The organism is Oceanicoccus sagamiensis, assembly GCF_002117105.1.
Classification (GTDB): Bacteria; Pseudomonadota; Gammaproteobacteria; order Pseudomonadales; family Dasaniaceae; genus Oceanicoccus; species Oceanicoccus sagamiensis.
In genome coordinates this window covers 2696686-2720243 of sequence record NZ_CP019343.1, presented here as the reverse complement: position 1 = coordinate 2720243, position 23558 = coordinate 2696686, and the positions used below count along the sequence as shown (strand labels likewise).

Below are 23558 nucleotides of genomic sequence, written 5' to 3'. Positions count from 1 at the left end.
ATGTCTGTACTGACAGCCAACAACCTGGCCAAAGCCTATAAAGGTCGCCAAGTGGTCAAAGACGTTTCACTGGAAGTCCACAGCGGCCAGATTGTCGGTTTGCTGGGGCCTAACGGTGCCGGTAAAACCACCTGTTTTTATATGATTGTCGGCATCGTCACAGCCGATAAAGGCAATATTCAGCTCAATGGTAACGACCTGACCGGCCTATCCATGCATGGCAGGGCCCGTGAGGGTATAGGCTATTTACCTCAGGAAGCCTCGATATTTCGCAAACTGACGGTGGCTGACAATATCAGTGCCATTCTGGAGACGCGCAGCGAACTCAGCAAACAGCAGCGCAGCGATAAACTGGAGAGCCTGCTACAGGAGTTTCATATCACCCATATCCGCGACAGCCTCGGTATGGCGCTATCGGGGGGCGAACGGCGCCGGGTAGAGATTGCCCGCGCACTGGCCACTGAGCCCTCCTTTATCCTGCTGGATGAACCCTTTGCCGGGGTAGACCCCATCTCTGTTGGCGATATCAAACAAATTATCACTCACCTGAAAACCTTGGGGATTGGCGTATTGATTACTGACCACAATGTCCGTGAGACGCTGGATATCTGTGAGAAGGCCTATATTGTAGGGGAAGGCCATATTATCTCTGAAGGCGATGCCGAAACGGTGTTAAATAACAAAAAGGTGCGGGATATTTACCTTGGACACCAATTTGTATTGTAAAAAAATGGGAGTTTTTCGCAAAATCGGTATAAGTATTGCTAGTAGCAAAAACCACCGCTACACTATCCTTAAGTTTAACAAGTAATATTTCTAAATATTTGTTATTTTTCAATCACGTAAGACACTAAGTAACCCATATCTCGAAGCGGCACCGCTGTACCAACAAGCGCTATATTCGTGGCAAGAGATATGCAGTATGGGTAATACGATAGCCTATGAAACAATCGCTACAGCTTAAAATCGGTCAACAACTGACGATGACGCCTCAGCTACAACAGGCGATTAAATTACTGCAACTCTCTACGCTCGACCTGCAACAAGAGATCCAGCAAGCACTGGAAAGTAACCCAATGCTTGACGTCAATGAAGAACAAGATACCGAACGAAAAAGCGATAGTGACCAGGAACAGGTCAAAACCGAAGAAGTCGATTTTAGCGACAATACCGAGAAGAAGACTGAAACTGCCGAAGTGGAAGGGCCTGCCGCTGATAGCGATTGGCAGGACAATATTCCAGAAGACCTGCCAGTCGATACCCAGTGGGACGACGTTTACCAATCCAGCGCACCGGCCGCCACCCCCAGCTCATCCCAGGCTTCATCCAGCGAAGACTTTGATTTTGATTCCCGCAACAGTATTACCGAGTCCCTGCAAGATCATCTGTTATGGCAGCTTAACCTGACCCGTATGTCCGATGTGGACCGCAGTATTGGCATGGCCATTATCGATGCCGTAGACGCCAATGGCCGCCTGACCCAATCGCCAGAACAACTGCATACCAGCTTTAACAAAGATAACCCCGATATCGAGCTTGATGAGATCGTCGCGGTACTGCACGGCATTCAGCAGTTTGACCCTCCGGGTGTTGCTGCCATGGATTTGCAAGAGTGCCTGATGATTCAACTGAATCAGCTATCCGCTGATACCCCCTGGCTCAAAGAAGCCAAGAACGTGATTGACCGCCACCTATCGCTGCTGGGTAACCGTGATTACGCCCAGCTGATGCGCCGCAGCAAGCTAAAAGAGCCAGACCTGCGGGAAGTGCTTAGCCTGATTCAAAGCCTGAACCCTAATCCAGGGGAGATGATTTCTCCAGACACCACGGAATACATCGTCCCGGATGTCTATGTGAAAAAGATCAAAGGCCGCTGGACGGTGGAGCTTAACCCCGATATCTCCCCCAAATTACGTATTAACAGCGACTACGCCTCGCTGGTCAAACGCGCCGACAATAGCGATGACAACACCTTTTTGCGGGACAACCTGCAAGAAGCCCGCTGGTTTTTGAAAAGCCTGCAAAGCCGTAATGAAACGCTGATGAAAGTAGCCACCAAAATCGTAGAACACCAACGCGGCTTTTTGGAGTACGGCGAAGAGGCCATGAAACCCCTGGTTTTACACGATATTGCCGAAGCGGTTGAAATGCATGAGTCCACCATATCCCGAGTAACCACACAGAAGTATATGCATACCCCCAGGGGTATCTTTGAGCTGAAGTACTTCTTCTCCAGCCATGTGAGCACAGACTCCGGTGGCGAGTGCTCATCCACCGCTATCCGCGCCCTGATCAAGAAACTGATTGCCGCAGAAAACCCCAAAAAGCCCTTAAGCGATAGCAAAATTACTGTCGAGCTGGGTGATCAGGGGATTAAGGTCGCCAGACGCACCATCGCCAAGTACCGCGAGTCGCTGATGATTCCCCCATCGAATGAGCGAAAACGGCTAGTCTGAATCCATGGTTTGTAACATTTGCGGCCAATCCCATAAAAATCTGCTGCCAAATTGATTTTTACACTCGACAGATTGAACCTCAAAGAGTAACTTAAATACCACAACTGAAAGGAGCAGCTTATGCAAATTAATGTTAGTGGACACCACGTAGAAGTCACCCCCGCACTCCGCGAATACGTCAACACCAAACTCTCCAAGCTTCAGCGTCATTTTGACAACATCACCAAAACCGATGTCACGCTCACCGTAGAAAAATTGATCCAAAAGGCAGAGGCCTCAGTGCATGTTGCCGGTGCCGATTTATTTGCTGCCTGCGAGTCAGAAGATATGTATGCCGCCATTGATCAAATGACCGACAAGCTCGACCGGCAGTTGATTAAACACAAAGAAAAAAATACCAACCGCAAGCAAGGGGCTGCGTCTCGCTAATGCTGACACAGTCCTGACTCTTTAGTATTAAGCTAAGAAGAATAAGGGTAAATCACTGTAAACCATGAAACTCGATAGTATCCTAAGTCCCGGCCGCACCCTTTGCGGTGCACCGGGCAGCAGTAAGAAACGTGTATTAGAAAATATTTCGCAATTTATCTGCCAGGACTTGTCCGACTTTAACCCCAATCAATTATTTGATAATTTAGTGGCCCGAGAAAAACTCGGCAGTACCGGTCTGGGCAATGGCATTGCCATCCCCCATTGCCGGATAACCCAATGCCAGCAAATTATCGGCACCCTGATTAAGCTGGATGACGCGGTGGATTTTGATGCCATTGATGGTCAACCGGTTGATTTACTGTTTGTGCTGCTGGTGCCTGAACAGGCACATGACGAGCATCTTAATGTCTTAGCCACACTGGCAGAGCTGTTTAGCGACGCGTCTTTTTGCCAGCAACTGCGCACAGCTAACAGCAATGAAGGCCTTTACCAACTGGCCATTGCTCATTAAGCCTCAATGAATCTGATCAACAACGCAGGCCAGCACGTATAAACAGTAAAACCAATTCTATCAACAGCCAAGGTTTGGCCAATGAAGCTAGTGATTATCAGCGGACGCTCCGGCTCCGGTAAAAGTACCGCCCTCAACCTATTAGAAGATGAAGGTTATTACTGCATCGACAACCTGCCCGTGGCGTTAATCCCGCAAACGGTAGGCCACCTGCAAAGTAGTAGCGCTCAGGAACACAACAAAGTCGCCATCTGTGTTGACGCCCGCAATGCCAGCCAGGATTTATCTAATCTGGTGGACCTGGTTTATAACAAGCCCGACGACCTTGATATCGACATCTTATTTTTAGATGCCGATAGCGAAAAACTGATTGTTCGCTTTAGTGAAACTCGCCGCCGTCATCCTTTAAGCAATAAACATACGGCATTGACCGAGGCGATTATTAACGAGCGCAAGCTACTGGAACCCATCGCCGATATCGCCACCCTGACCATCGATACCAGCAGCATGAGTCTGCATGAACTGCGTACACTGATTAAATCCCGGCTAGTAGAAAAAGACAGTGACGGTATTTCCATCCTGTTCCAGTCCTTCGGTTTTAAACAGGGCGTTCCCGTCGATGCCGATATTGTTTACGACATTCGTATTCTGCCCAACCCACACTGGGACCCTTCACTGCGCGCCCTGACCGGGCAAAACCAACCGGTGATAGATTTTCTGAATAAAGAAGACGATGTTAATGAGATGTATAGCGATATTAAAGATTACCTGATCAAATGGCTGCCGCTATTTGAACATAATAACCGCAGCTATATTACCGTGGGCATTGGTTGCACCGGCGGTCAACATCGCTCAGTATATATGGCTGAACGACTGGGCCGGCATTTTGAGCAACACTATAACAACGTTCAAATCCGCCACCGCGAATTGGACCGTTTAACCGCTAAATAGCGACAGTATTCACTCTAACACTATGATAAAAACAACCATCACTATTATTAATAAACTGGGGCTGCATGCCAGAGCCGCCTCCAAGTTTGTCACCACCGCCTCAGCCTTTGGCTGCGATATTAAAGCCGGCAAAGATGGCAAGATGGTCGATGGCAAAAGTATTATGTCAGTGATGATGCTAGCGGCCAGCAAAGGCACCGAGCTTGATCTGGAATTTGATGGCAACGATGAGCAGAAAGCGCTGGATGCTATCTCCACCCTGATTAATAATCGCTTTGACGAAGGCGAATAAGCCGCCCACTCCGTACTAATTCACTGTGTTATCTTGTTGATTTCCCTGCTTTTCTGGATAATTGACGCCGTTCACCTAAACTGCCAATAGCGTTTCTATCCTCGGCGGAGCAACAATGCCAGCAACAGCAGATACTATTCATAGCCTGGACCACCTCGACCAGCTCAACCAAGCGCTGGAAAGTGGTGCCTTTATCCAGGTGCGACGCATGCTCAATAGCCTGCCCGCACCGGATGTGGCCCATGTGATTGAATCATCTCCGCCTAAAACCCGTGCCGTGATTTGGCGCTTAATCGATATTGAGCGCGAAGGTGAAATCCTGCCCTATCTCAACGATGAAATTGAAAGCCAATTTCTGCGCAATATGGATAGCGAAGAACTGCTGACCATTACCGAAGGTCTTGAGGCCGACGATGTGGCCGATATTTTGCAGCAACTGCCTGACAGGGTTATTCGGGAAGTTCTGCAACTGATGGATAAGCAGGACCGGCAACGGGTTGAGCATGTCTTGTCTTACCCTGAGGATACCGCGGGCGGGATGATGAATACCGACGCCATAACGGTGCGGGCAAAGACACCTCTGGAAGTGGTGTTGCGTTATTTACGCCGCCACGAAGAACTGCCTGAAATGACCGATAATTTAATCGTGGTCAATCGCCGCGATGAATATATCGGCCAATTACCCTTGAGAAAAGTGCTGGTCTCAGACCCCAATATTACCGTTCGCGAAATTATGGTCACCGATGTTGATGCGATACCCGCCAGCATGGATGACGGCGAAGTCGCCACACTGTTTGAGCGCAACGACTGGGTATCTGCCCCGGTTATTGATGAGCAAGGTAAACTGATTGGCCGTATCACCATCGATGATGTGGTAGATGTTATCCGTGAAGATGCGGACCACTCGCTAATGAGTCTCGCCGGTCTGGATGAAGATGAAGATACCTTTGCACCCGTCTTGCAGACCGCCCCCCGCCGAGCCATGTGGCTAGGAATCAATCTGCTGACTGCCTTTTTAGCCTCCTCCGTGATCAATATGTTTGAAGGCACTATCGATAAAGTCGTTGCTCTGGCTATCTTAATGCCGATTGTCGCCAGTATGGGCGGCATTGCCGGTACCCAGACTCTCACAGTGGTTATCCGCGGTATGGCGCTGGGCCAGGTCGGTAGCAATAACAGTGGCTGGCTGATTAACAAAGAATTTCTGGTGGGGATTATTAACGGCCTGTGCTGGTCCATGATTGTCGCTGTCGCCGTCACACTCTGGTTTGATGATACCTTGATCGGTATGATTATCGCCGGCGCTATGGTCATCAACTTAGTCACCGCAGGGCTGGCAGGTGCGGTTATCCCCATCGCCCTGCGCCGCTTAAATATCGACCCCGCGCTGGCCGGCGGCGTGGTACTGACCACCGTCACCGATGTGGTTGGCTTTATGTCCTTCCTCGGCCTGGCCACTTTTTTCTATATGTAATGAGTACACCATGAACGACCAAGATAACTTTGATGACAACGATGAAGAAGAAATCATCTATGTAAGCCGCTCAGAAATGAAGCGGGATATGCTGGAGCTACAGGCACTGGGCGAGGCTATTGTTAAGCTCAGCAAAGGACAGTTGGACACCATCCCCATTGAAGATGAAACCCTGGCAGAAGCCATTCATACCGCCCGTAGAATTAAGCACCGTGAAGGCCTGCGCCGACAAATGCAATATATCGGCAAGTTGATGCGTAAAGTGGATACTGAAGCGATGGCCACCGCCTATCAAAAATTGCAGGATGGCCGCAAGGAAGAAGCCAGAGAGTTTCATGAACTGGAAAAGTGGCGTGACCACTTAATTGCCAGCGGACACAAATCGATTGAGGAAGTGATGGAGCGTTTTCCCGATGCTGACCGTCAGCATTTACGCCAAATAGTCATGCAAGCCAATAAAGAGCTAAAGAATAAAAAGCCACCTGCTGCTAGCAGGAAGCTATTCCGTTATTTAAGAGAATTAAGCGGCCTGTAATCCTTATTAGCTTCCTATGCTTGTTGTTGGCCCTCCCAGCCACGTCGGAAAAGTTTACATTTTCAATAAGACGATAAATCTGAAAATTAATAAACCTCTGTTTTCTATAGCTATTTAATTAATGGAACGTATTTTGCATTTTCATATCTCAGGACAACAACTAAAGATATGGAACGGTAGAAAACAATGAAAACAATGATAAAAATAGCCTTAGTCGGCACAATAATGGCCCTTAGCATGCAGGCAAATGCCTATTTAATGTCTGAAGTAGGCAGTGTAGATACATTCCTCGGCAGCTTCTCTGCCAATGGTGAAACTGCAGAACAAAATGAATTTGAAGCCGTATTGACCAATAATGGTCTGGCTTTTGATCCCACTTCCTTTGTAAAAGTAGATAACAACACGGGTTGGCAACAAGTTGAAGACTCAACGACCTGGGTTGTTAAGAAAGAAGACGATGCCCCAGCCTTCTTCTCACTAAAATTTGGCCAAGGCCAATTAAACGGTGCTGATGACCACTACGTTTACAAAAATGAAGCTTCTCTAGAGTTTTTGGTAGTAGATCTGGCTAACTTGACTGGCTGTGACACTAATAGCTGTTCGCCAATTGATTTATCCAGCCAAACATTTACTGTCATCAGCCACTATGAGCTTATTGACACTACCGGCGTTGATCCTAACTCAACCCCTGTGCCAGAACCCGGCTCAATAGCGCTACTAGGCCTTGGCCTTCTTGGATTAGGTGCAGCAAGAAGAAAAGGCTAAGCGACCAAGCCCACCTCTTTAAAAGCCTCGATCTTGATCGGGGCTTTTTTATATCCGCTAAATAAAGACTTAAAAATGCCCTTTTAGCCAAAAAATCACGCCTTAATTGACTTGAAGCCGAGCCAATTTTAAATTACAGTCACGTCTGACTGTTTTTATTCTTAAGAATTTACTCCGACAATACAAAAAATGGAGACCCATCGTGACTGCACCAACCATGAAAGACAATCGAGCTCTGGCGGATATGCCCCTGTTCGACAACGACACCCTAAAGTGTCCGTACCACTTCGATAAGACCCTGCGTGAAGACGCCCCTGTCTTTCAAGACCCGACTTCCGGCGTTTGGATTGTAGCCACTTACGATCTGGTGCGTGAGGCGCACAAAGCTCCTGAAGTGTTCTCAAACGACTTTGCACTGGCTTTAGGTTCTGATGAAAAGCTGGATGATGATGTTGTAGAAGCTATGAGCCGTACCTACGATCTGGGTAAAGGTACGCTACTCACCGTTGATGACCCTGTTCATAACACTTACCGCGATGAACTAAAAAGCTTTTTCCTGGCCAAAAATGTTGCCCAATACCGCCCCTGGATAGAAGAGTTAGCCGATAAACTGGTTGCTGGCCTTCCCTATGGCGAGAGCTTTGAGTTTGTAGAAGGCTTTACCCGCCCACTGCCACTCTCTGTGATTATGCATGTATTGGGTATGCCATTAGAAATGCGCGACCTGGCTTTTAAATGGACCGTTGATAATGTCACCGTTCTATCACAGGTTGCCGACAAGCCTACCTTGTTAGCCGCTTTAGATGGTTTAAAAGACGAATACGACTGGTTTGCCAACGCCCTTGAAGAGCGCCGCAACAACCCCCGTGATGACCTGATTAACCTGGTGGCCCACGCCACTTACGAAGGTCGCCCACTGACCATTGAAGAGCAGCTTTCTCACTGTACCCAGTTTATGGTGGCCGGTAATGAAACCACCACGGCAACACTGGCTGAAGGTATGCGTCAGTTATGCTTAAACCCTGAACAGCAGCAAATGATCCGTGAAGACCGCTCACTGATCCCTGCTCTGGTTGAAGAATCACTTCGAGTTGCTTCGCCCACCTCCAATATGTGGCGTGTGACCAAATCCGATTACACCATTGGTGGCGTCACCATCCCGGCTAACAGTATGGTACTGCTGAAGTACTTCTCTTCAAACCATGATGAGAGCATGTTTGAAGAGCCACTGGAATTTGATGTTAAGCGCAGCAATGCCAAGCGTCATATCGCTTTCGGTTTTGGTTCCCACGTCTGTATTGGCCAGCATTTATCCAAGCTGGAAATGATTATTGCCTGGGAAAAACTGTTTGATAACAGCAGCAACTTTAAAATGGTCACTGAGCCTCAGGATGTGGAATATATGCCCAGCATTTTATTACGCGGCATAGAAAACCTGAATATCATTATCGAGCGATAAATACCGGCGACCTGACCATCGGCCCCGCCACAACACTGCCATGTCATTCCTGCGAAAGCGGGAATCCAGTACTGTAAATTTCTGTTGCAGTGGAAATAACTGCACCATCCAGTCTGGATTCCCGCCTTTGCGCATTGCTGCCTGAGATAAATATCCCAGATGGCTATAGGTATGGCGGTGCCGGATCTTGAGGGCTCACTCTTCAAGTTCTCGCAGTCATTCAAGCCTTGTAGGGTGGATTATAATCCACCAAGCCCAGCCAGAAACCGCCATAACCGGTGGATTATAATCCACCCTACGGGTTCTTTGAAAGACAGTGCAGGCGTGACGCCGAGAGTGTCACGGCTGATTAAATTCGCGACTCACCTTGCACCCTCCCGCCAACAAGTGAATAATCTGCTTTTAGCCCGCGCATCAGCAGAGACCCCACTATGGCAGAGCTACTTAATATAGAAGCCCTTAAAAATACCGAAGTCAACGCACAGCCCTACCCCTTTTTCGTCCTTGAGCAATCCCTGAACAGCGACAAAGTGGCGCAGGTGATGCACGATTTTCCAGCCATTACCGGCGGCGGCAGCTATACCCTGGATGATCTGGAATCAGGCCCGAACTTTACCGCCCTGATTGAAGAGCTCAACGGACCAGAGTTTCGCCAGCAAATCACCGATAAGTTGGGACTGGACCTTAACACCTTGCCGATGATCGTTACCCTAAGGGGGATATCTCGAGCCAAAGACGGCCGCGTCCATACCGACTCGGTCTCCAAAATTGCCACCATCCTGATCTATTTTAATGAGGACTGGACCGCTGAGACTGGCAAGCTTAGAGTGTTAAATAGCAACGATATGGAGGATATGCACGCCGAAGTCGTGCCCAATGCCGGCACCATGTTCGCCTTTCGGGTCACCGATAACTGCTGGCATGGCTACCCGCCCTTTGAAGGCAGCCGTCGCTCGATCCAAATCAACTTTGTGGCCGATGATGCCGCCGTTAAAAAACACCATAACCGTCATGGCTTTACCGCCAAGCTGAAGAAGTTATTCAGTAAGGGCTAAGATCAGGTTATACTGCGCGCATCTACAGGGGACTTTCAGTCCCCTTTTTTATAACGGTATCAATGGTCAATGAGCAAACGGGTTTTATTAATCAAGCTAACATCCATGGGCGATTTAATGCACGCCCTGCCCGCCCTTACCGATGCCACCCATGCCATTCCCGGCATTCAATTTGACTGGGTGGTAGATGAGGCCTTTGCCGAAGTCCCCAGCTGGCATCCCGCCGTTAATCAAATCATATGCAGTGCTCACCGGCGCTGGAAGAAACAACTTGGGCAATCTATTTTTGGTGGACAACTCAGCAAATTCTATCGTCAACTCAATCATTCTGATTATGATGTGATTTTAGATGCGCAAAACAATATTAAAAGCGCTGTTATTTCTGGTTTGCGCCGCGGGAAAATTCACGGCCTCAGCAAGCAAAGCATTAGTGAAGCGCCTGCATCATGGGCCTACCGCTACCCCCATGATGCCGACAAGGATCAACATGCCATCGCCAGGCAACGGCTGTTATTTTCTGAAGCAATTGGCTACGATTTACCACAAACTGCTCCGGATTACGGTATTGACCGCAGCCTGCTGCAATTACCGGATATTGAACTGCCCGAACGTTTTCTATTTTTTGTTCACAATGCCAGCTGGACCACCAAGCTTTGGCCCGAGCCCCATTGGCATGCGCTGATTAAGCAGGCGGCAGAAGCCGGTTATAAAGTACTACTACCCTGCGGCAATGATGAAGAACTAGCCAGAGCGCAGCGGCTGGCACAGCAACATAGCAATGCCACCGCACTGCCAAAATTATCCCTATCCCATGTTGGCGGCATTATGAATAAGGCTGCCGGTGTCGTCACCTGTGATACCGGGCTTTGCCACTTAGCGGGGATGTTAGGTTTACCTTCGGTCAGTTTCTACGGCCCCACCAGCGACCAGTTAATTGGCGCTACCGGTTTAAACCAACAGCATATTATTGCCAGTAGTGAAGCTTTTAGCTGTGCCCCCTGCTATGGCAGACGTTGCACCAAGGATGGCGCCGACAGTGAGATGTCTGATTGTATGGACTCTTTTTTACCCGAACAGGTTTGGCAGTCATTGACCGAACTGATGGCTAAGCGCTGTTAATCACTGGGCCCGCTGTTTACCACCAAGATCAATCTGTCCTTGTTTTTCAATTCTAATCGCCGGCATTAAAGTACCAATATCCAGCTTTACCTCCAACTCGTAATTTAAACCCCGAGTTTTCTTATTCATTAATTGGGTGATCACCCTAAAACTTCCGAATAAGTCGGCACTGGCATTGAGCACAACATCACCTTCACCGTAGGCAGGAATCACCGGTAGCGTATTACTCGCCCCCGCCAAGACCTGACTGCCTTCTATGCTGGCGGTATAGGCAACCCCTTCAAGCTCCAGCGCAACATTATTGGGGTTAACAATATGTAAACCAATTTCAAACTTGGGGCTAATACTGTCAGAGGGGACAACGCGAAAAGATGACACCGTCACTACCGGGTCTTCAAAAGAAGGAGACAGTAGTGTGCAACCGCTGCTGATCAATACCAGTAATAACAACAGGCCTTGTCTGATCGACTTAAACATAGCTTGGGCTCCCATCTATTGCTGTCCGCAAATATCAATATCGCCAAAATCCTCAGGCATATTGAGCACAGCCATCTCTGGCATCATATCCTCCAGAATTTCTGCGCACTCTTTGACTTGTTCAATCACCATAGAACCTTTTAACTCTTGCGCAAAAGCCTGAGCTTTTTTCTGCGCCTGATCAGGCTTACCCTGATCGCATAGTTGTTTCAGCTCGGTTTGCAAGGCATTAAGTGCACTCTCAATACGTTTAAATTCCGTGCGGTCAACTTCATTCATACAGGCCTGAGCTTTTTCCAAACGCTCTACCATCTCATTAGGGTCTTGGGCAAAGAGCTGGCTGGATAATAGCAGGCCGATTATCGCGATTATGGTTATACCTTTATTCATAAAACACTCCACTGAGCTCTGATAAACTCTATCGTTATGGTTGCGCACGTAATAGTTCATCAGAATAATGTAAACGCCCGTCCGCTGCGATAATAATCGCATCAATCCCCGGCATGTTATTGACCAAAGCCAAACCCTGCTCAATACCTAAAACAAACACCGTGGTGGACAAGGCATCACTATCGACCGCCAATGGCGCTAAAATACTCACACTTTGCACACTGGAGACTGACTTGCCTGTGGCGGGGTTAATAATATGATGCACCCGTTGTTCGTCTTTGATAAAAAAACGCTCATAATCACCCGAGGTAGAAATCGCTGAATTGATCAAGGGGATACGAACAGCATACTGCTCTGCTTTGCGGGGGTGACGAATCCCCATCACCCAGGGAGTACCGCGACGGTCACCCAGAATACGACTATCGCCACCGGCACTGACAATAGCAGAAGCTATACCACGCTGCTCTAAGAGCGCAATGGCACGATCGACGGCATAACCCTTGGCAATGCCCCCCAAATCAATTTTAAGCTGCGGATGTAAAAAGCGAACGCTGGACTGGGCTGAATTAAGTTGTATTTGTCGATAGTTAATAGCGGGTAAATTATCCAGTCGTTCACGCTCACTGGGGGCAAGCGACTTGCGGTAATTATAAAACCGCCCAACGGAGGCAAAGCTGATATCAAATTTTCCGTCACTGATTTTAGAATAATACAGAGACTTTTGTAGCAGTGAAAAAAGGTCTGCTGAAACCACTACAGGCGTTTGTGCAGCGTGGGCATTGAGTTGATACAACTCGCTGCTTTCAAGATAGGGACTCATACTGGCATTGACTTGATGCATCACCGCCATCACCGCTGCCATGGCTTGATCCGCCTGTAGCTGATCCTTATGCCAGAGCTCTACACTGACACGGGTACCCATGATATCTTCGGCCAGATTATGCCATTGCGCATAGGCACTGTTATTGAATAGTAACAATAAAACGCTAAACAGAACCGAGCTAGCGATAGGCGCAAGCACGTTTAAAACCGGCCCCGCTGCTTTAAGATAATATCGCCCTGATTATTGCGCTTGCCAAACCAGGCAATGGATTCGGCAACCTCCGGAGCCAAGCCAGGCCTTGCCTGCAAAGTGGCATCAAATTGATAAGCACCGCTGAGTGGATTAACCGTTAATAAACCATTCATCCCCAGGCTGGCACTAAAATCATTAATATCCATATGAATATTATTATCCTGTAATGAAATTTGCGCCATATAGCTGCCTAAGGGCATAGCATAATCACCGCCTAACCAATCAACATATTCCACATTGACGACACCATCAATAGCCAGTAATTGTTTGGGGTTAACGGTAATATGATCAAACACAAAACTAATATCGCCTTTGACCAACATCGGTAGCCAGGGCTCCAGCAAACTAATAGGCATTCGCCCTTCAATATCATTAATCCTTATATCACCGTTGGCCTTAGCAATCACTGTCGCTTGCACTGCGTGTTCAGAAGCTTGGGTTTGCACATGAATAACCGGGCTACTATCCAGCAGGGATAAAGGGTCTAACTGCCAACGAAGTACTCCAAGATGTAAGGGCTCACCCGCCACAGTGATCACAGTTTCATTAGCCTGCCCGTCCCACACGGTGCCCTCTAGATTGACCAGACTAATAGCCGGCGCATTAGGCGCTAGCAGCTGGCGCTTTTCTGCTTCCGCCAATGCCATTGGCACGAGTGAAGCGGGCGCGTTAGCTATCGCCACAACACCGACCAGCACGAGCAGGACAATGGCTACTAATATCGCTTTCACCGTTTAAGCACCTTGCCGCAAACGCACAGAGACATTCACTAAACCGGTTGCCGCACCGTTATTAATGGAAAGGTCCTTCACCATTACACCATGATCATTTTCCAGCAGGCTAATCCAGGCAACAATATCGTTAAATACCGCATTCTCAAACCGCACCTGTACATCACCGGATGAAGAAGGCTGGAAGCGGCTCATGGTTAACTGATTACTTTTAACAGTTGCATCAATTAAGCGTGTGAGATTTTGTTTGGCGCCGCTTTTTCCCGCGCCAGATTTTTGCAGTGATTTATATTCTTTAGCCAACGCCTTCACCGCCACCAAACTTTCCGCGGCCTGCGTATTTTGTTGTTGCAGACTGCTCACTGAATCTGACATTGGCGATAGAATCACCACAAACAATAAGTAAGCCAACACCACAAAAGAGCCAAACAATAAGATCAACTGCTCTTGCCGACGTAAATTATTGAACCATTGCTGCATCGCCTTAACCTCTTACTCTTAATCTGGCACGGGTTTTGTCACCCTCGGCATTACTGCCGGTTAACTCGGCTTTTAAACCCAGTTTTTCCAGGTTGGCTCGCGCAGTTTCCACATCATTAAACCGGGGCGCGAGAATAGTCATCCGTACTTCAGACTGTTTTTCGTTATAGTTTAAGCTTTGCAAACTTAAGCCATTCACGGCATTTAGCACTGGGCCAATTTGACTGAGCATTGAAACAAAGCCCTCACCGGAAGCCCCTTTCATCGCACCGACTTTACGGCGCAATTGACGTTCAGGGTCCATCACTGCTCCACGGGGCACGGCTGAACGATAGGCTTGTTCTATCTCTGCCCTGAGGGCCAGATTATTTTTTTCCAAGACAGATAGCTGAGTGTAGGTGACTACCAACTGAAAAACGACGGCAGTGATTAATAACAGGGCCGCCACCTTCCAGGTTTGCCACCATTTCTTCCAGGGCAGGCTGGGGGCATAATCGCCCTGTAATAAATTAATCAGTGTGGGCTTGGCTGCTTGCTGGCTTAAGCCTTCAGCCAAAACGGACCAGTAATCTTTATATTGCCAATCGGCAATGCCTCGCAATAACTCAGGCAGCTTGGCATTGATGGCGGACTGTTGCTCCTGGTCACAGTAAATACTGATCTGATCGGGTAATTGCTCAGCCTCATCCAACATTAATTGCAAGGCAAAGGGTGCCACATCGGCCTCCAGAGCAAAACCGTCATAGTCTGCCGAACGCACCAGCCAACGATCATCGTCGACCATAATACTCCAACGATTCTCATGCAGCGGAATCAATAACAATTCAGACACCAACTGATGAACGTCAACCTCCGGCGGCAGGGCCTTTGCTAAATACTGATCCAGTTGCTCCCGCTTAATCATAGCAAGGGCAACCGTGTTGGCGGTGATATCCCCTAAGGCAATATGCTGCTCTTCAATATCATTGACGCAATCATCTTCTAAAGCATAGGGAATAGTCTGGCGTAATAATTTTCGCTCATGCTTTTCAAAAGGCATGGTTTTTAAGGCGATATTTTCCGCGCGGGCTAACAACACGACACGACCAGCCTGTGCGCATTGTGCTGCCAGGCGTTCGCCGTCACCGACCACTAGCTGTGGTGCCGGTAGCGCCGCTTTGCCAGCAGCCAGCCACTCGTAGTTATCGATGCCGCATTGTTTTATTACTATTGTCGAGGTCACGTTTTGCTCTCGCCTGTTATCAATCGTCAATTATTGTTCTGTTTCGCTATTTTGATTAGCGACACATTCACCAAAGCCCGACTGGCCTCTGGCGATCGTTTTAATCACACCGCTGTCACTGCGATGTAATACGCTGTACAAAGTAAACTCTCTATCTAAAAAGATGGTATCTATTTTTAATAAAAAATAGTTACTCTTCACTGTTAAATCACTGCTATCCAGCGGGGACACTGTATGTCTGGCCTTAAAATCATCCACCGAGTCATAGCCGGTATTCTGCTGGCTCAGTTCAGCCGTAATATCACCGTCCCGCTGTTCTATTAAAGATTCAGCTTCCGAGACGGATAAAGGCTGGCGCACACCGGTAGCATTAATCGCCCGCATAACAACCAGATCAACCGTATTCACATTCAGCTGTGCACCGCTGTCTAAAGCCACCACATAAGGCTGCAGTGCCCGATAGAGTTCTGGCGTTATACCTTTTATCCAACGCAACTCAGAAACACTATGAAAGGGCCTGTTAGCCGCCTTATAGGGAACGTCCAAATCCGCATAATAACCATTTTCTGCCCCCCCCTCTGGCCGGCTATCGCTGTCCGGGTCAATCCAGTCGGAGACAGCACTGGTGATAGATTCTGCCTGTGACTGGTCAATAGGAGCGTCTAATTCCAAGCTCTGTAATAAGCGAATAAATATTTCCTGGCCAGGACTAAAACGAGCGCCTTTAACCGGATTACCCAATAAACTATTGAGATTAAACCGCCCCTGTAAATCACAGACTGTACCTGCTATCGCGCCCCATTCAGTGGGGTACTCAATCGTGTTGAATAACCAGCCTTCACTGCGGTGGTCCTTATTAGGGCCCGTCGACAAATCAGTCTGCAACACTTCTCTGGCAATACCTTCCGCACCAGACATATAGGCAAAAGCCTGTTTACCAAGCAATTGATTTTCTACCCGTTTCAGGGTGACCAGAAAATCGCTTTTCAGGGTGGTGGCCAATAAGGTCACCATAACCAATACCACTAGCGCGAGAATTAACGCGGCCCCCTGCTGTTTAGCCAGAGGCTGATTCTCAAGGTGATGTGATACTGAAGACACGTCTCACCTCACCAAAATTCTCTAACTCAAATTTTATATCAATCGCCAGAGGTAAACGTTCATTATCCTCCCAGCTGTCGACCCACTCCCCCCCTAAGGAACTGGAAGAGGCGCCGGCGGAACCGGCATTTAAAAAGGCGATCTCCAGATTATCCACCCCTTTTAATAATAGGGTGCGCTGCTGGCCGTCGTACTCAGAATTGCGATCCAGCACCGACCAACTCTCTCGCCAAAGTTCATTATCCTCAAGCATATATCGAACACGCTGCAATTCACCACGTGCCAGGCCTCGAGGGTTATGCCACCCCCTGCGGGTTAACGTTAGGGGGTAATCACTAAAAGTGCCCCCGACCATCGCGCCCTCAACATCATCGTATTCATTGTTAATCGACCGCGCGACCGCATTGCGAATATCTCGTTCTAATACGGTCAGTGGCAACTGAATAGCAGCAATCTGTTGCGCCTGTTCTTCATGACCTTCCGCAGCAATAATCGAGGTGCTTAAGCCACTATAAGCCAGCATCGCCACAAAGGCGGTAATCAACATCGCTAGCATCACTTCAATTAACGTGAAGCCAAAAGCCTGCGTATTGCGATTCAAAACCGTCTTCATAGCGGCCGATGAAAACGGTCGATTAAACCGGTGACGCTAACAATCGATGACTCCTGGTCATCCTCGTCGGCATAAACAGAGACCACCAACTGGGCAAAGTCAGCATTATCGGTTTTGACCGGCTTAATACGCCAGAACCACTCTTTACCCGCCATCTCTTCTGTCCCTGAGCGTTCGCTGCTTAGTAGCTGGTTGCTATTTCTGTTTTCCAGATAAACCAGTTCTAGCTGATTTAAAGCGACCCAATGGGCAATGGTTTGCTCACGTAGATAAGCGGTATTGTTAATGGTACTCATCATTTGAAATAGCAGCGATGAAATAGCCACCGCTACAATCATCAGCGCAACCATAACTTCAACCAGGGTAAAACCTGATTGTCGATGCTGTGGCTTGCCCGAGGCTTTATTCTTCATCCTCTAATCCTGTCACTACGGTAATTCGACCCAGTTCATCACCCTTGATTTCAACCTGGTTGTCCGGGTTTGTAGCATCATATAACACCATACTAAAGGCGCTGATTTCACCACTGGATAACAACCATAAAGCGGGTAGCAAAGGCTCTTGCTGTTCCTCTTCAGTATCGCTGAGTTGCTCGGTGATACTTTCCTGCTGATCAAAGACACTAGTGCGTTCTTTTACTACCCGCTTAAATAAAATTTCCACCTCTTCTGCAGAGCCCTCAAGCTCCAGCCTGACACCAATACCCGGTGAAAATAAAAAGTCGACTTTATCATTACTGCTATTGGCTAACTCCCAATCGCCCTCTTTATTCCGAACCAACCAGCGGTAACCAAACTGCTCCAAATTATAGCCATCATTGTCATCGCTGGGCTGGCGGTAAATATCCACTCCCCACTGCTGATTACTCAGAATTGCCTCTTCAGCAATCAGCGCCGAGCTATTGGCAAATTGCTTTGCCTCGGCTAATAAGCGATAGCTGTCATTGCCTCCCACATTAAAATTGGCAAAGCTAAAACCCAGGCCAATAATTAACAGAACAACCAGCAACTCGATCAGACTAAAACCGCGGGCCGATATCTGCCGAGCATAAGCGTTAGTCAACTTACTCGTCTTCACCGCCTTTTTTCATCCAGCTGCCGATATCAGCATTTTGATCTTCACCACCGGTCACGCCATCGGCACCCAGGCTATAGAGGTCATAATCATCTTCGCTAAATTCCGCGGGGCTTAAATATAAATAAGGGCGACCCCAGGGATCCAGCGGCAGGTCTTTCAGGTAGCCACCTTTTTTCCAATTACTGGGGATAGGATCAATAGTTGGCTTTTCTACCAGTGCTTCTAAACCCTGCTCACTGGTTGGGTAAGTAAAATTATTCAAGCGATACATGCTAAGGGCGGTATCAATAGCGCTAAAGTCTGCCTGTACTTTTTGTACCCGAGCATCATCGGCCTGATCTAATACATTGGGGGCAACGATGCTGACTAATAAACCGATAATAACCAAGACCACCATTATTTCGATTAAACTAAAGCCTGCTTGTTTACGATACTGTTTCTTCATCACTGGTTCCTATCAATTTGTTAAAGCTCAGTACTAAGCCACTAAATTATTCATTTGGATAATGGGCATTAAGATGGAAAACACAATCGTGCAGACCACCGCTGCCATTACCAGAATCATCATCGGTTCAAACACGCCCATTAAATTATCCAGGCTCATATCTAACTCACGCTGCTGGGTTAAAGCCGAGCGCGCCAACATATTTTCCAATTCACCACTGGCTTCACCACTGGCAACCATATGCACCATCATGGGTGGGAACACTTCCGCCTGATCCAGTGCACGGTGCAAACTGCCACCTTCCTGCACGGTAATGGCGACTTCTTTGCTCGCTTCTCGCAAACGCAAGTTGGTCAGGACTTCTCCCGCTATCCGCAAACCATCTAACAGCGGCACACCACTGCTGGTTAATATACTTAATGTCGAGGCAAAACGAGCGGTATCCATCGCCACCACAAAGCCGGAAATAAACGGCAGCTTTAGCACCAGTTGATGCCACACTTTACGACGCTCCGGGCTTTTTAATAGTTGCTGCCAGCCGACCAGCACCAACACCAAGCCAACAATAAGTGTCCACCATTTTTCCGCAAAAAAATCACTGGTGGCGATAACCATTTTGGTTAAGGCAGGCAATTCCTGTTTGGTATGATTAAACATGCCGACCAGATCAGGCACCACAAAAATCATCAGCACACCGATAACCGCTACCGATAACAAGGTAAGAATAATCGGGTAGATCATAGCCCCTTTTAATTTCTGCGCCGTATGCTGACTGTTTTCTGTATAGTCGGCTAACTGCTCAAGTACGGTGCCTAAAAAGCCTGCTGTTTCACCCGCTTTAACCATGGAGCAATACATCTCATTAAATATCTGCGGGAAATCGCCCAGTGCATAGGCCAGACTATGACCTTCCAGAACACGGGCACGCACCTGCAACATCAAACTTTTAATACGGGGTTTTCTTGCTTGCTGCGCTGTAGCCGTCAACACTTCATCCAAAGGCATATTGGATTGGACCAGCGTAGCCATTTGCCGGGTAATCAAACATAAATCGGCCTGACTGATACGGGGCTTAAATAAACCCTCCAGATTAAAACCTTTGCGAGGCTTGGTAATTTTTTCTGCGGACTCGGCAACAGCAACCGGTTTTAATTGCTGCAAGCGCAGCTGGCTTCTGACCTGGCGTTCTGAGTCTCCCTCAATAACCCCTTTGACCATTTTGCCATTGCTGTCTAACGCTTTATAACTGAATGCCGACATCGCTTTACCAGCCTTAGGCTGCGGTTACCCGCAACACCTCTTCAATCGTGGTTTCACCCGCCAAAATCCGGCGCCGGCCATCATCTAAAATACCACCGGCACGTTTGCGCGCCTCTGTCAGCATTTCCTGTTCACCAGCCCCCTCATGAATCATGGTGCGTAACTCATCATCGATCTCAATCATTTCATAAATACCGGTACGACCTTTGTAGCCGCCCTGGTTACAGTGATCACAACCCGTGGCACGGTAAATAGTGATGTCTTCCGTAGGGTTGCTGATGCCTAACACAGCTAGCTCGCCCTCACTGGCAGGATGACCCTCTTTACAGTGTTCGCATAACACCCTCACCAAGCGCTGGGCTAAAACACCAATAATACTTGAGGAGAGTAAGAACGGTTCAACCCCCATATCTTGCAAGCGAGTTATTGCGCCCACTGCGGTATTGGTGTGCAACGTGGATAAAACCAAGTGGCCCGTTAAACTCGCTTGCACTGCAATTTCTGCCGTTTCGGTATCACGAATCTCTCCCACCATCACCACGTCGGGATCCTGCCGTAAGATGGCACGCAAGCCTCTCGCAAATGTCATATCAACTTTGGAATTCACTTGCGTCTGGCCAATACCTGGCAGTAAATATTCCACCGGGTCTTCAATAGTTAAAATATTACGGCTGCTTTGATTAATATGGGTCAAGCCCGCATAGAGCGTTGTGGTTTTACCGGAACCCGTTGGGCCGGTCACTAAAATAATACCGTGGGGCGTATGCAGTGCTTTGGTATAGCCTTCGTGGGCCTGCTCGTTCATATTCAATTGATCAAGGTGCAACTGCCCGGCCTGCTTATCTAACAGTCGCAGTACCACTCGCTCACCATGGGCCGAGGGAATGGTAGACACACGAATATCCACCGCATGGCCCGCTAAACGAATAGAGATACGACCATCCTGCGGTACACGCTTTTCAGCAATATCCAGTTTCGCCATCACCTTTAACCGCGATACCAATAGCGGCGCCAACATACGTTTTGGCGAAAGCACTTCAGTCAGAATACCGTCGATACGAAAACGTACGGTAAGCCGATCTTCAAAGGTTTCAATATGAATATCCGAAGCCTGTTCACGTACAGCCTGGGATAAAACCGCATTAATCAACCGAATAACCGGCGCATCATCATCAGCATCCATTAAGTCAGCTGTGTCGGGAATTTCATCGGCCAGCCGAGTAAGATCAATATCGGCCCCCATATCCTCGGCAACCTGAACGGCTTCGTTATTATCTTTTTGGTAAGCGCGGGTGAGCCGGGTTTGAAAAACCTGGTCGGCTAATTCGGCATGGGTAAAGGGTTCACCCAGCGCTCGACGCAGCTCCAATAAGGTAGCGACTTTTAAACCGCTGCGATAAAGAATATGGGGCTTATCATTCTCATACTGCAACAGCACACCGTGGGCTTGCGCAAAGGTAAACGGCAGCTGTTGAATGCGGCCACCAGCTATCGGCTCAAGCTCCTCTGTGGTTAGCGCTCCATCCTGGATAATGGCTTCAACATCATCCATCATAAACGACCATCGTAGTATGCATCGGCTTTAATCATTGCGCTTGCGCCTCTGCTTGTTCTGATTCTGTCGCTGGTTCAGCTTCTGCATCTTCAGCTTTTTGATCCTGAATATCTTGCAGTTCTTCTAACTGTTCCCGCCACTGCGGTAATAATGGTAGAGCTGAGTCATCGACAAGGTCAACGCCTTCTTCGATTTCCAATAATTGTTGCTGGCGAATCAAGCTATACTTCTGGCCGGTTGCTTCATCCATCGTGCGCTTATCACGAACAATGGTGGGGCGAATAAAAATCAGCAAATGCTTTTTACCCACACGGGTAGAGGTACTTCTAAACAAAGCACCGATAATCGGCATATCACCCAGCACGGGCACTTTTTGTACCTGCTCAGTGACATCATCTTCAATCAAACCACCGAGCACAATAATCTGGCCGTTGTCGGCCAATACTTTGGTATCAATTTTTCGCTCACTGGTAATCACATTGCTATTTAGCGTAGCGCTGCCTTCGATCACGTTGGATACTTCCTGAGAAATGGCCAGCACCAGAGAATCGCCCTCATTAATCTGGGGGGTAATTTTTAACGTAATCCCGACATTTTCCCGCTCAACGGTTTGGAAAGGACTATCGGGATTAGAAGAATTACCGGTAGACGTATAAGAGCCTGTCACAAAGGGAATATTTTCACCGACGGTGATAGACGCCTCTTCGTTATCCAGCGTTAACAATGAGGGTGTCGATAGGATATTGGCCTCGCGGTTACCCTGCAAGGCATTGATCACCACATTAAAGCTCAGATCATCATCAAGCTGGCCGATACCAAGCACCTGTCCCGCAGCACCGCCTAACACTTCTGCAATACCGGCACGGGAATCAACCGGGTCACCGTTTTCATCGGTTTCAAAAGCGGCGGAAGCGATCGCACCACCCAAGCCCTGGTTACTGGATGAACCGTAAGCACCGCTATCGTTAAGGAATAGCCATTCGATACCCAGATCACGACCATCATCATCAGTCATTTCAACAATAATCGCTTCAACCAATACCTGCGCTCGGCGAATATCCAAGCGCTTGACCACCGATAACAAGGACTGCATGATATCGGCTTCAGCCGTTACAATTAATGAATTAGTACCTTCATCAGCTTCAATGGTCGCCGTGGCTTTTTTATTGCCCTTGCTGACATCATTCTGCTGGTTCATCCGCTCCATATTTTGCACAACTTTAGTCAGCACACCAGCCAGGTCTTTGGCCACCGCATACTCAAGATAGACAACTTTGACATTACCACTTTGGGCTAAAGGGGTATCCAAATATTCAATTAATAGCTTGACCCGCTGGCGTTCCAGCTCATCGCCGGTGACTAGTACACTGTTGGTACGCTTATCAGCCACCAAGACTAATTTTTTAGTTTCAGCCTTGCCTTTGGCCGCCTCTGATTTTTTTAACTGCTCTAACATACGCACCACTTCTTCAGCAGACGCATGTTCGAGTGGCACGATATCGGTTTTTTGTACTGCCGATAGGTCAATACTATTTATCACGGACTTAATGCGATTTATATTGGCAGCGGTATCAGAAATAATAATCGCATTACTCGGCGCATAAGCAGCCATATGGGCTTGCTGTGGCGCCAATGGGCGCAGCACCGGAATTAATTTGGCCGCTGAAATATTCTGTAATTGGATCACTTGGGTCACAATGGCGCTGCTGACCGGCAAGTCGCTGCCGGTTTGAACACCGACAGGAGCTGTTCTGGCATCTTTGGCAGGAATAATCCGCGTGACATTACCCGACTCCACCGCAGCAAAACCCTGAACTTCCAGAATGGATAAAAATAATTCATAAAGCTCTGCACTGGTTACCGGTTTCGCTGAAATAACCTGAACCTTGCCTTTAACTTTGGGGTCAATAATGATGGTCTTTTTCGATGCCTTGGCAACAAAGCGAATTAACTCATGAATATCCGTTTCTTTAAAGTTAACAGTCCAGGTCTGCTCGCCCTGAGCCTGTGTAGCGCTGGCCGTCTGTGCATTGGCGACGGAGCTGACACTCGCGACTAAAGCCATCAACACTATCGACCGCCT

Annotated in this window: 26 protein-coding genes; 12 read left to right on the top strand and 14 right to left on the bottom strand. The window is 48.2% G+C overall.

The features are described 5' to 3' along the window. From lptB to waaC, 12 genes are all read left to right on the top strand, one after another. On the top strand, positions 1–726 hold the full coding sequence (gene lptB / locus BST96_RS12465) for an LPS export ABC transporter ATP-binding protein (RefSeq protein WP_085759025.1): 726 nt from the start codon (positions 1–3) through the stop codon (positions 724–726). A 215-nt stretch (positions 727–941) separates the two neighbouring features. Continuing rightward, positions 942–2456 (top strand): RNA polymerase factor sigma-54, encoded by a 1515-nt coding sequence (locus BST96_RS12460; RefSeq protein WP_085759024.1) that lies wholly within the window; start codon positions 942–944, stop codon positions 2454–2456. Positions 2457–2576: 120 nt separating this feature from the next. Then, positions 2577–2885: a ribosome hibernation-promoting factor, HPF/YfiA family gene (hpf, locus tag BST96_RS12455; RefSeq protein WP_085759023.1), complete on the top strand. Its 309-nt coding sequence runs from the start codon at positions 2577–2579 to the stop codon at positions 2883–2885. Between the two features lie 64 nt (positions 2886–2949). Next, entirely contained in the window at positions 2950–3399 is a 450-nt protein-coding gene (gene ptsN / locus BST96_RS12450) for a PTS IIA-like nitrogen regulatory protein PtsN (RefSeq protein WP_085759022.1), read from the top strand. 81 nt (positions 3400–3480) lie between these two features. Then, positions 3481–4350, top strand: coding sequence for an RNase adapter RapZ (rapZ, locus tag BST96_RS12445; protein ID WP_085759021.1), 870 nt, complete (start codon positions 3481–3483; stop codon positions 4348–4350). 22 nt (positions 4351–4372) lie between these two features. Further along, positions 4373–4642: an HPr family phosphocarrier protein gene (locus tag BST96_RS12440; RefSeq protein WP_085759020.1), complete on the top strand. Its 270-nt coding sequence runs from the start codon at positions 4373–4375 to the stop codon at positions 4640–4642. A gap of 115 nt (positions 4643–4757) precedes the next feature. Further along, positions 4758–6116, top strand: coding sequence for a magnesium transporter (gene mgtE, locus BST96_RS12435; RefSeq protein WP_085759019.1), 1359 nt, complete (start codon positions 4758–4760; stop codon positions 6114–6116). Between the two features lie 10 nt (positions 6117–6126). After that, positions 6127–6651 carry a ribosome biogenesis factor YjgA gene (yjgA, locus tag BST96_RS12430; RefSeq protein WP_085759018.1) on the top strand — a complete coding sequence of 175 codons (525 nt, stop codon included), beginning with the start codon at positions 6127–6129 and terminating at the stop codon, positions 6649–6651. Between the two features lie 186 nt (positions 6652–6837). Then, entirely contained in the window at positions 6838–7416 is a 579-nt protein-coding gene (locus BST96_RS21040; RefSeq protein ID WP_085759017.1) for a PEP-CTERM sorting domain-containing protein, read from the top strand. A 202-nt stretch (positions 7417–7618) separates the two neighbouring features. Continuing rightward, positions 7619–8875, top strand: a complete 1257-nt coding sequence (locus tag BST96_RS12420) for a cytochrome P450 (protein WP_157117943.1) — start codon at positions 7619–7621, stop codon at positions 8873–8875. 431 nt (positions 8876–9306) lie between these two features. Then, entirely contained in the window at positions 9307–9930 is a 624-nt protein-coding gene (locus tag BST96_RS12415) for a 2OG-Fe(II) oxygenase (RefSeq protein WP_085759015.1), read from the top strand. A 69-nt stretch (positions 9931–9999) separates the two neighbouring features. Next, positions 10000–11049: a lipopolysaccharide heptosyltransferase I gene (gene waaC / locus BST96_RS12410; protein WP_085759014.1), complete on the top strand. Its 1050-nt coding sequence runs from the start codon at positions 10000–10002 to the stop codon at positions 11047–11049. Here the strand turns inward: waaC and BST96_RS12405 are convergent, their stop codons facing one another. From BST96_RS12405 to gspD, 14 genes are read right to left on the bottom strand one after another with little or no spacing between them, the layout of a single operon-like run. Then, the gene (locus BST96_RS12405) at positions 11050–11526 is read right to left on the bottom strand and encodes an LEA/WHy family protein (protein ID WP_157117942.1); all 477 of its coding nucleotides are present in this window, start codon (positions 11524–11526) and stop codon (positions 11050–11052) included. A 15-nt stretch (positions 11527–11541) separates the two neighbouring features. Then, the gene (locus BST96_RS12400) at positions 11542–11916 is read right to left on the bottom strand and encodes a hypothetical protein (RefSeq protein ID WP_085759012.1); all 375 of its coding nucleotides are present in this window, start codon (positions 11914–11916) and stop codon (positions 11542–11544) included. Between the two features lie 34 nt (positions 11917–11950). Then, entirely contained in the window at positions 11951–12895 is a 945-nt protein-coding gene (locus tag BST96_RS12395) for an FAD:protein FMN transferase (RefSeq protein WP_240554796.1), read from the bottom strand. Positions 12896–12939: 44 nt separating this feature from the next. Continuing rightward, entirely contained in the window at positions 12940–13722 is a 783-nt protein-coding gene (locus BST96_RS12390; RefSeq protein ID WP_085759011.1) for a type II secretion system protein N, read from the bottom strand. Positions 13723–13725: 3 nt separating this feature from the next. After that, on the bottom strand, positions 13726–14202 hold the full coding sequence (gene gspM, locus BST96_RS12385; protein ID WP_085759010.1) for a type II secretion system protein GspM: 477 nt from the start codon (positions 14200–14202) through the stop codon (positions 13726–13728). Between the two features lie 4 nt (positions 14203–14206). Then, a complete protein-coding gene (gspL, locus tag BST96_RS12380; protein ID WP_169713983.1) occupies positions 14207–15424 on the bottom strand; it encodes a type II secretion system protein GspL in 1218 nt (405 codons plus the stop codon). A 30-nt stretch (positions 15425–15454) separates the two neighbouring features. Then, complete coding sequence (gene gspK / locus BST96_RS12375) at positions 15455–16525, bottom strand: type II secretion system minor pseudopilin GspK (protein ID WP_085759008.1); 1071 nt, start codon at positions 16523–16525, stop codon at positions 15455–15457. Next, the gene (gspJ, locus tag BST96_RS12370) at positions 16500–17126 is read right to left on the bottom strand and encodes a type II secretion system minor pseudopilin GspJ (protein WP_240554795.1); all 627 of its coding nucleotides are present in this window, start codon (positions 17124–17126) and stop codon (positions 16500–16502) included. Before gspJ ends, gspK begins: the two co-directional genes overlap by 26 nt. An 8-nt stretch (positions 17127–17134) precedes the next feature. After that, positions 17135–17551 carry a type II secretion system minor pseudopilin GspI gene (gene gspI / locus BST96_RS12365; protein WP_085759006.1) on the bottom strand — a complete coding sequence of 139 codons (417 nt, stop codon included), beginning with the start codon at positions 17549–17551 and terminating at the stop codon, positions 17135–17137. Then, a complete protein-coding gene (locus BST96_RS12360; protein WP_085759005.1) occupies positions 17541–18215 on the bottom strand; it encodes a prepilin-type N-terminal cleavage/methylation domain-containing protein in 675 nt (224 codons plus the stop codon). Before BST96_RS12360 ends, gspI begins: the two co-directional genes overlap by 11 nt. Next, the gene (gene gspG, locus BST96_RS12355) at positions 18202–18660 is read right to left on the bottom strand and encodes a type II secretion system major pseudopilin GspG (RefSeq protein WP_085759004.1); all 459 of its coding nucleotides are present in this window, start codon (positions 18658–18660) and stop codon (positions 18202–18204) included. The genes BST96_RS12360 and gspG overlap by 14 nt, the downstream gene beginning before the upstream one ends. A gap of 33 nt (positions 18661–18693) precedes the next feature. Continuing rightward, positions 18694–19920 carry a type II secretion system inner membrane protein GspF gene (gene gspF / locus BST96_RS12350; RefSeq protein ID WP_085759003.1) on the bottom strand — a complete coding sequence of 409 codons (1227 nt, stop codon included), beginning with the start codon at positions 19918–19920 and terminating at the stop codon, positions 18694–18696. Between the two features lie 13 nt (positions 19921–19933). Continuing rightward, entirely contained in the window at positions 19934–21475 is a 1542-nt protein-coding gene (gene gspE / locus BST96_RS12345; protein WP_420814583.1) for a type II secretion system ATPase GspE, read from the bottom strand. A gap of 31 nt (positions 21476–21506) precedes the next feature. Beyond that, on the bottom strand, positions 21507–23540 hold the full coding sequence (gene gspD, locus BST96_RS12340) for a type II secretion system secretin GspD (protein WP_240554943.1): 2034 nt from the start codon (positions 23538–23540) through the stop codon (positions 21507–21509). Positions 23541–23558 lie beyond the last annotated feature (18 nt).

Bases quoted from the DNA above. Each gene is read 5' to 3' on its own strand.
- ptsN (WP_085759022.1), top strand. From the start codon at position 2,950: ATGAAACTCGATAGTATCCTAAGTCCCGGCCGCACCCTTTGCGGTGCA.
- gspG (WP_085759004.1), bottom strand. From the start codon at position 18,660: ATGAAGAAACAGTATCGTAAACAAGCAGGCTTTAGTTTAATCGAAATA.
- BST96_RS12440 (WP_085759020.1), top strand. From the start codon at position 4,373: ATGATAAAAACAACCATCACTATTATTAATAAACTGGGGCTGCATGCC.
- mgtE (WP_085759019.1), top strand. From the start codon at position 4,758: ATGCCAGCAACAGCAGATACTATTCATAGCCTGGACCACCTCGACCAG.
- lptB (WP_085759025.1), top strand. From the start codon at position 1: ATGTCTGTACTGACAGCCAACAACCTGGCCAAAGCCTATAAAGGTCGC.
- BST96_RS12415 (WP_085759015.1), top strand. From the start codon at position 9,307: ATGGCAGAGCTACTTAATATAGAAGCCCTTAAAAATACCGAAGTCAAC.
- BST96_RS21040 (WP_085759017.1), top strand. From the start codon at position 6,838: ATGAAAACAATGATAAAAATAGCCTTAGTCGGCACAATAATGGCCCTT.
- BST96_RS12405 (WP_157117942.1), bottom strand. From the start codon at position 11,526: ATGTTTAAGTCGATCAGACAAGGCCTGTTGTTATTACTGGTATTGATC.
- yjgA (WP_085759018.1), top strand. From the start codon at position 6,127: ATGAACGACCAAGATAACTTTGATGACAACGATGAAGAAGAAATCATC.
- gspM (WP_085759010.1), bottom strand. From the start codon at position 14,202: ATGCAGCAATGGTTCAATAATTTACGTCGGCAAGAGCAGTTGATCTTA.
- gspF (WP_085759003.1), bottom strand. From the start codon at position 19,920: ATGTCGGCATTCAGTTATAAAGCGTTAGACAGCAATGGCAAAATGGTC.
- gspD (WP_240554943.1), bottom strand. From the start codon at position 23,540: ATGGCTTTAGTCGCGAGTGTCAGCTCCGTCGCCAATGCACAGACGGCC.
- hpf (WP_085759023.1), top strand. From the start codon at position 2,577: ATGCAAATTAATGTTAGTGGACACCACGTAGAAGTCACCCCCGCACTC.
- gspI (WP_085759006.1), bottom strand. From the start codon at position 17,551: ATGAAGAATAAAGCCTCGGGCAAGCCACAGCATCGACAATCAGGTTTT.
- BST96_RS12400 (WP_085759012.1), bottom strand. From the start codon at position 11,916: ATGAATAAAGGTATAACCATAATCGCGATAATCGGCCTGCTATTATCC.
- waaC (WP_085759014.1), top strand. From the start codon at position 10,000: ATGAGCAAACGGGTTTTATTAATCAAGCTAACATCCATGGGCGATTTA.
- gspE (WP_420814583.1), bottom strand. From the start codon at position 21,475: ATGATGGATGATGTTGAAGCCATTATCCAGGATGGAGCGCTAACCACA.
- rapZ (WP_085759021.1), top strand. From the start codon at position 3,481: ATGAAGCTAGTGATTATCAGCGGACGCTCCGGCTCCGGTAAAAGTACC.
- BST96_RS12460 (WP_085759024.1), top strand. From the start codon at position 942: ATGAAACAATCGCTACAGCTTAAAATCGGTCAACAACTGACGATGACG.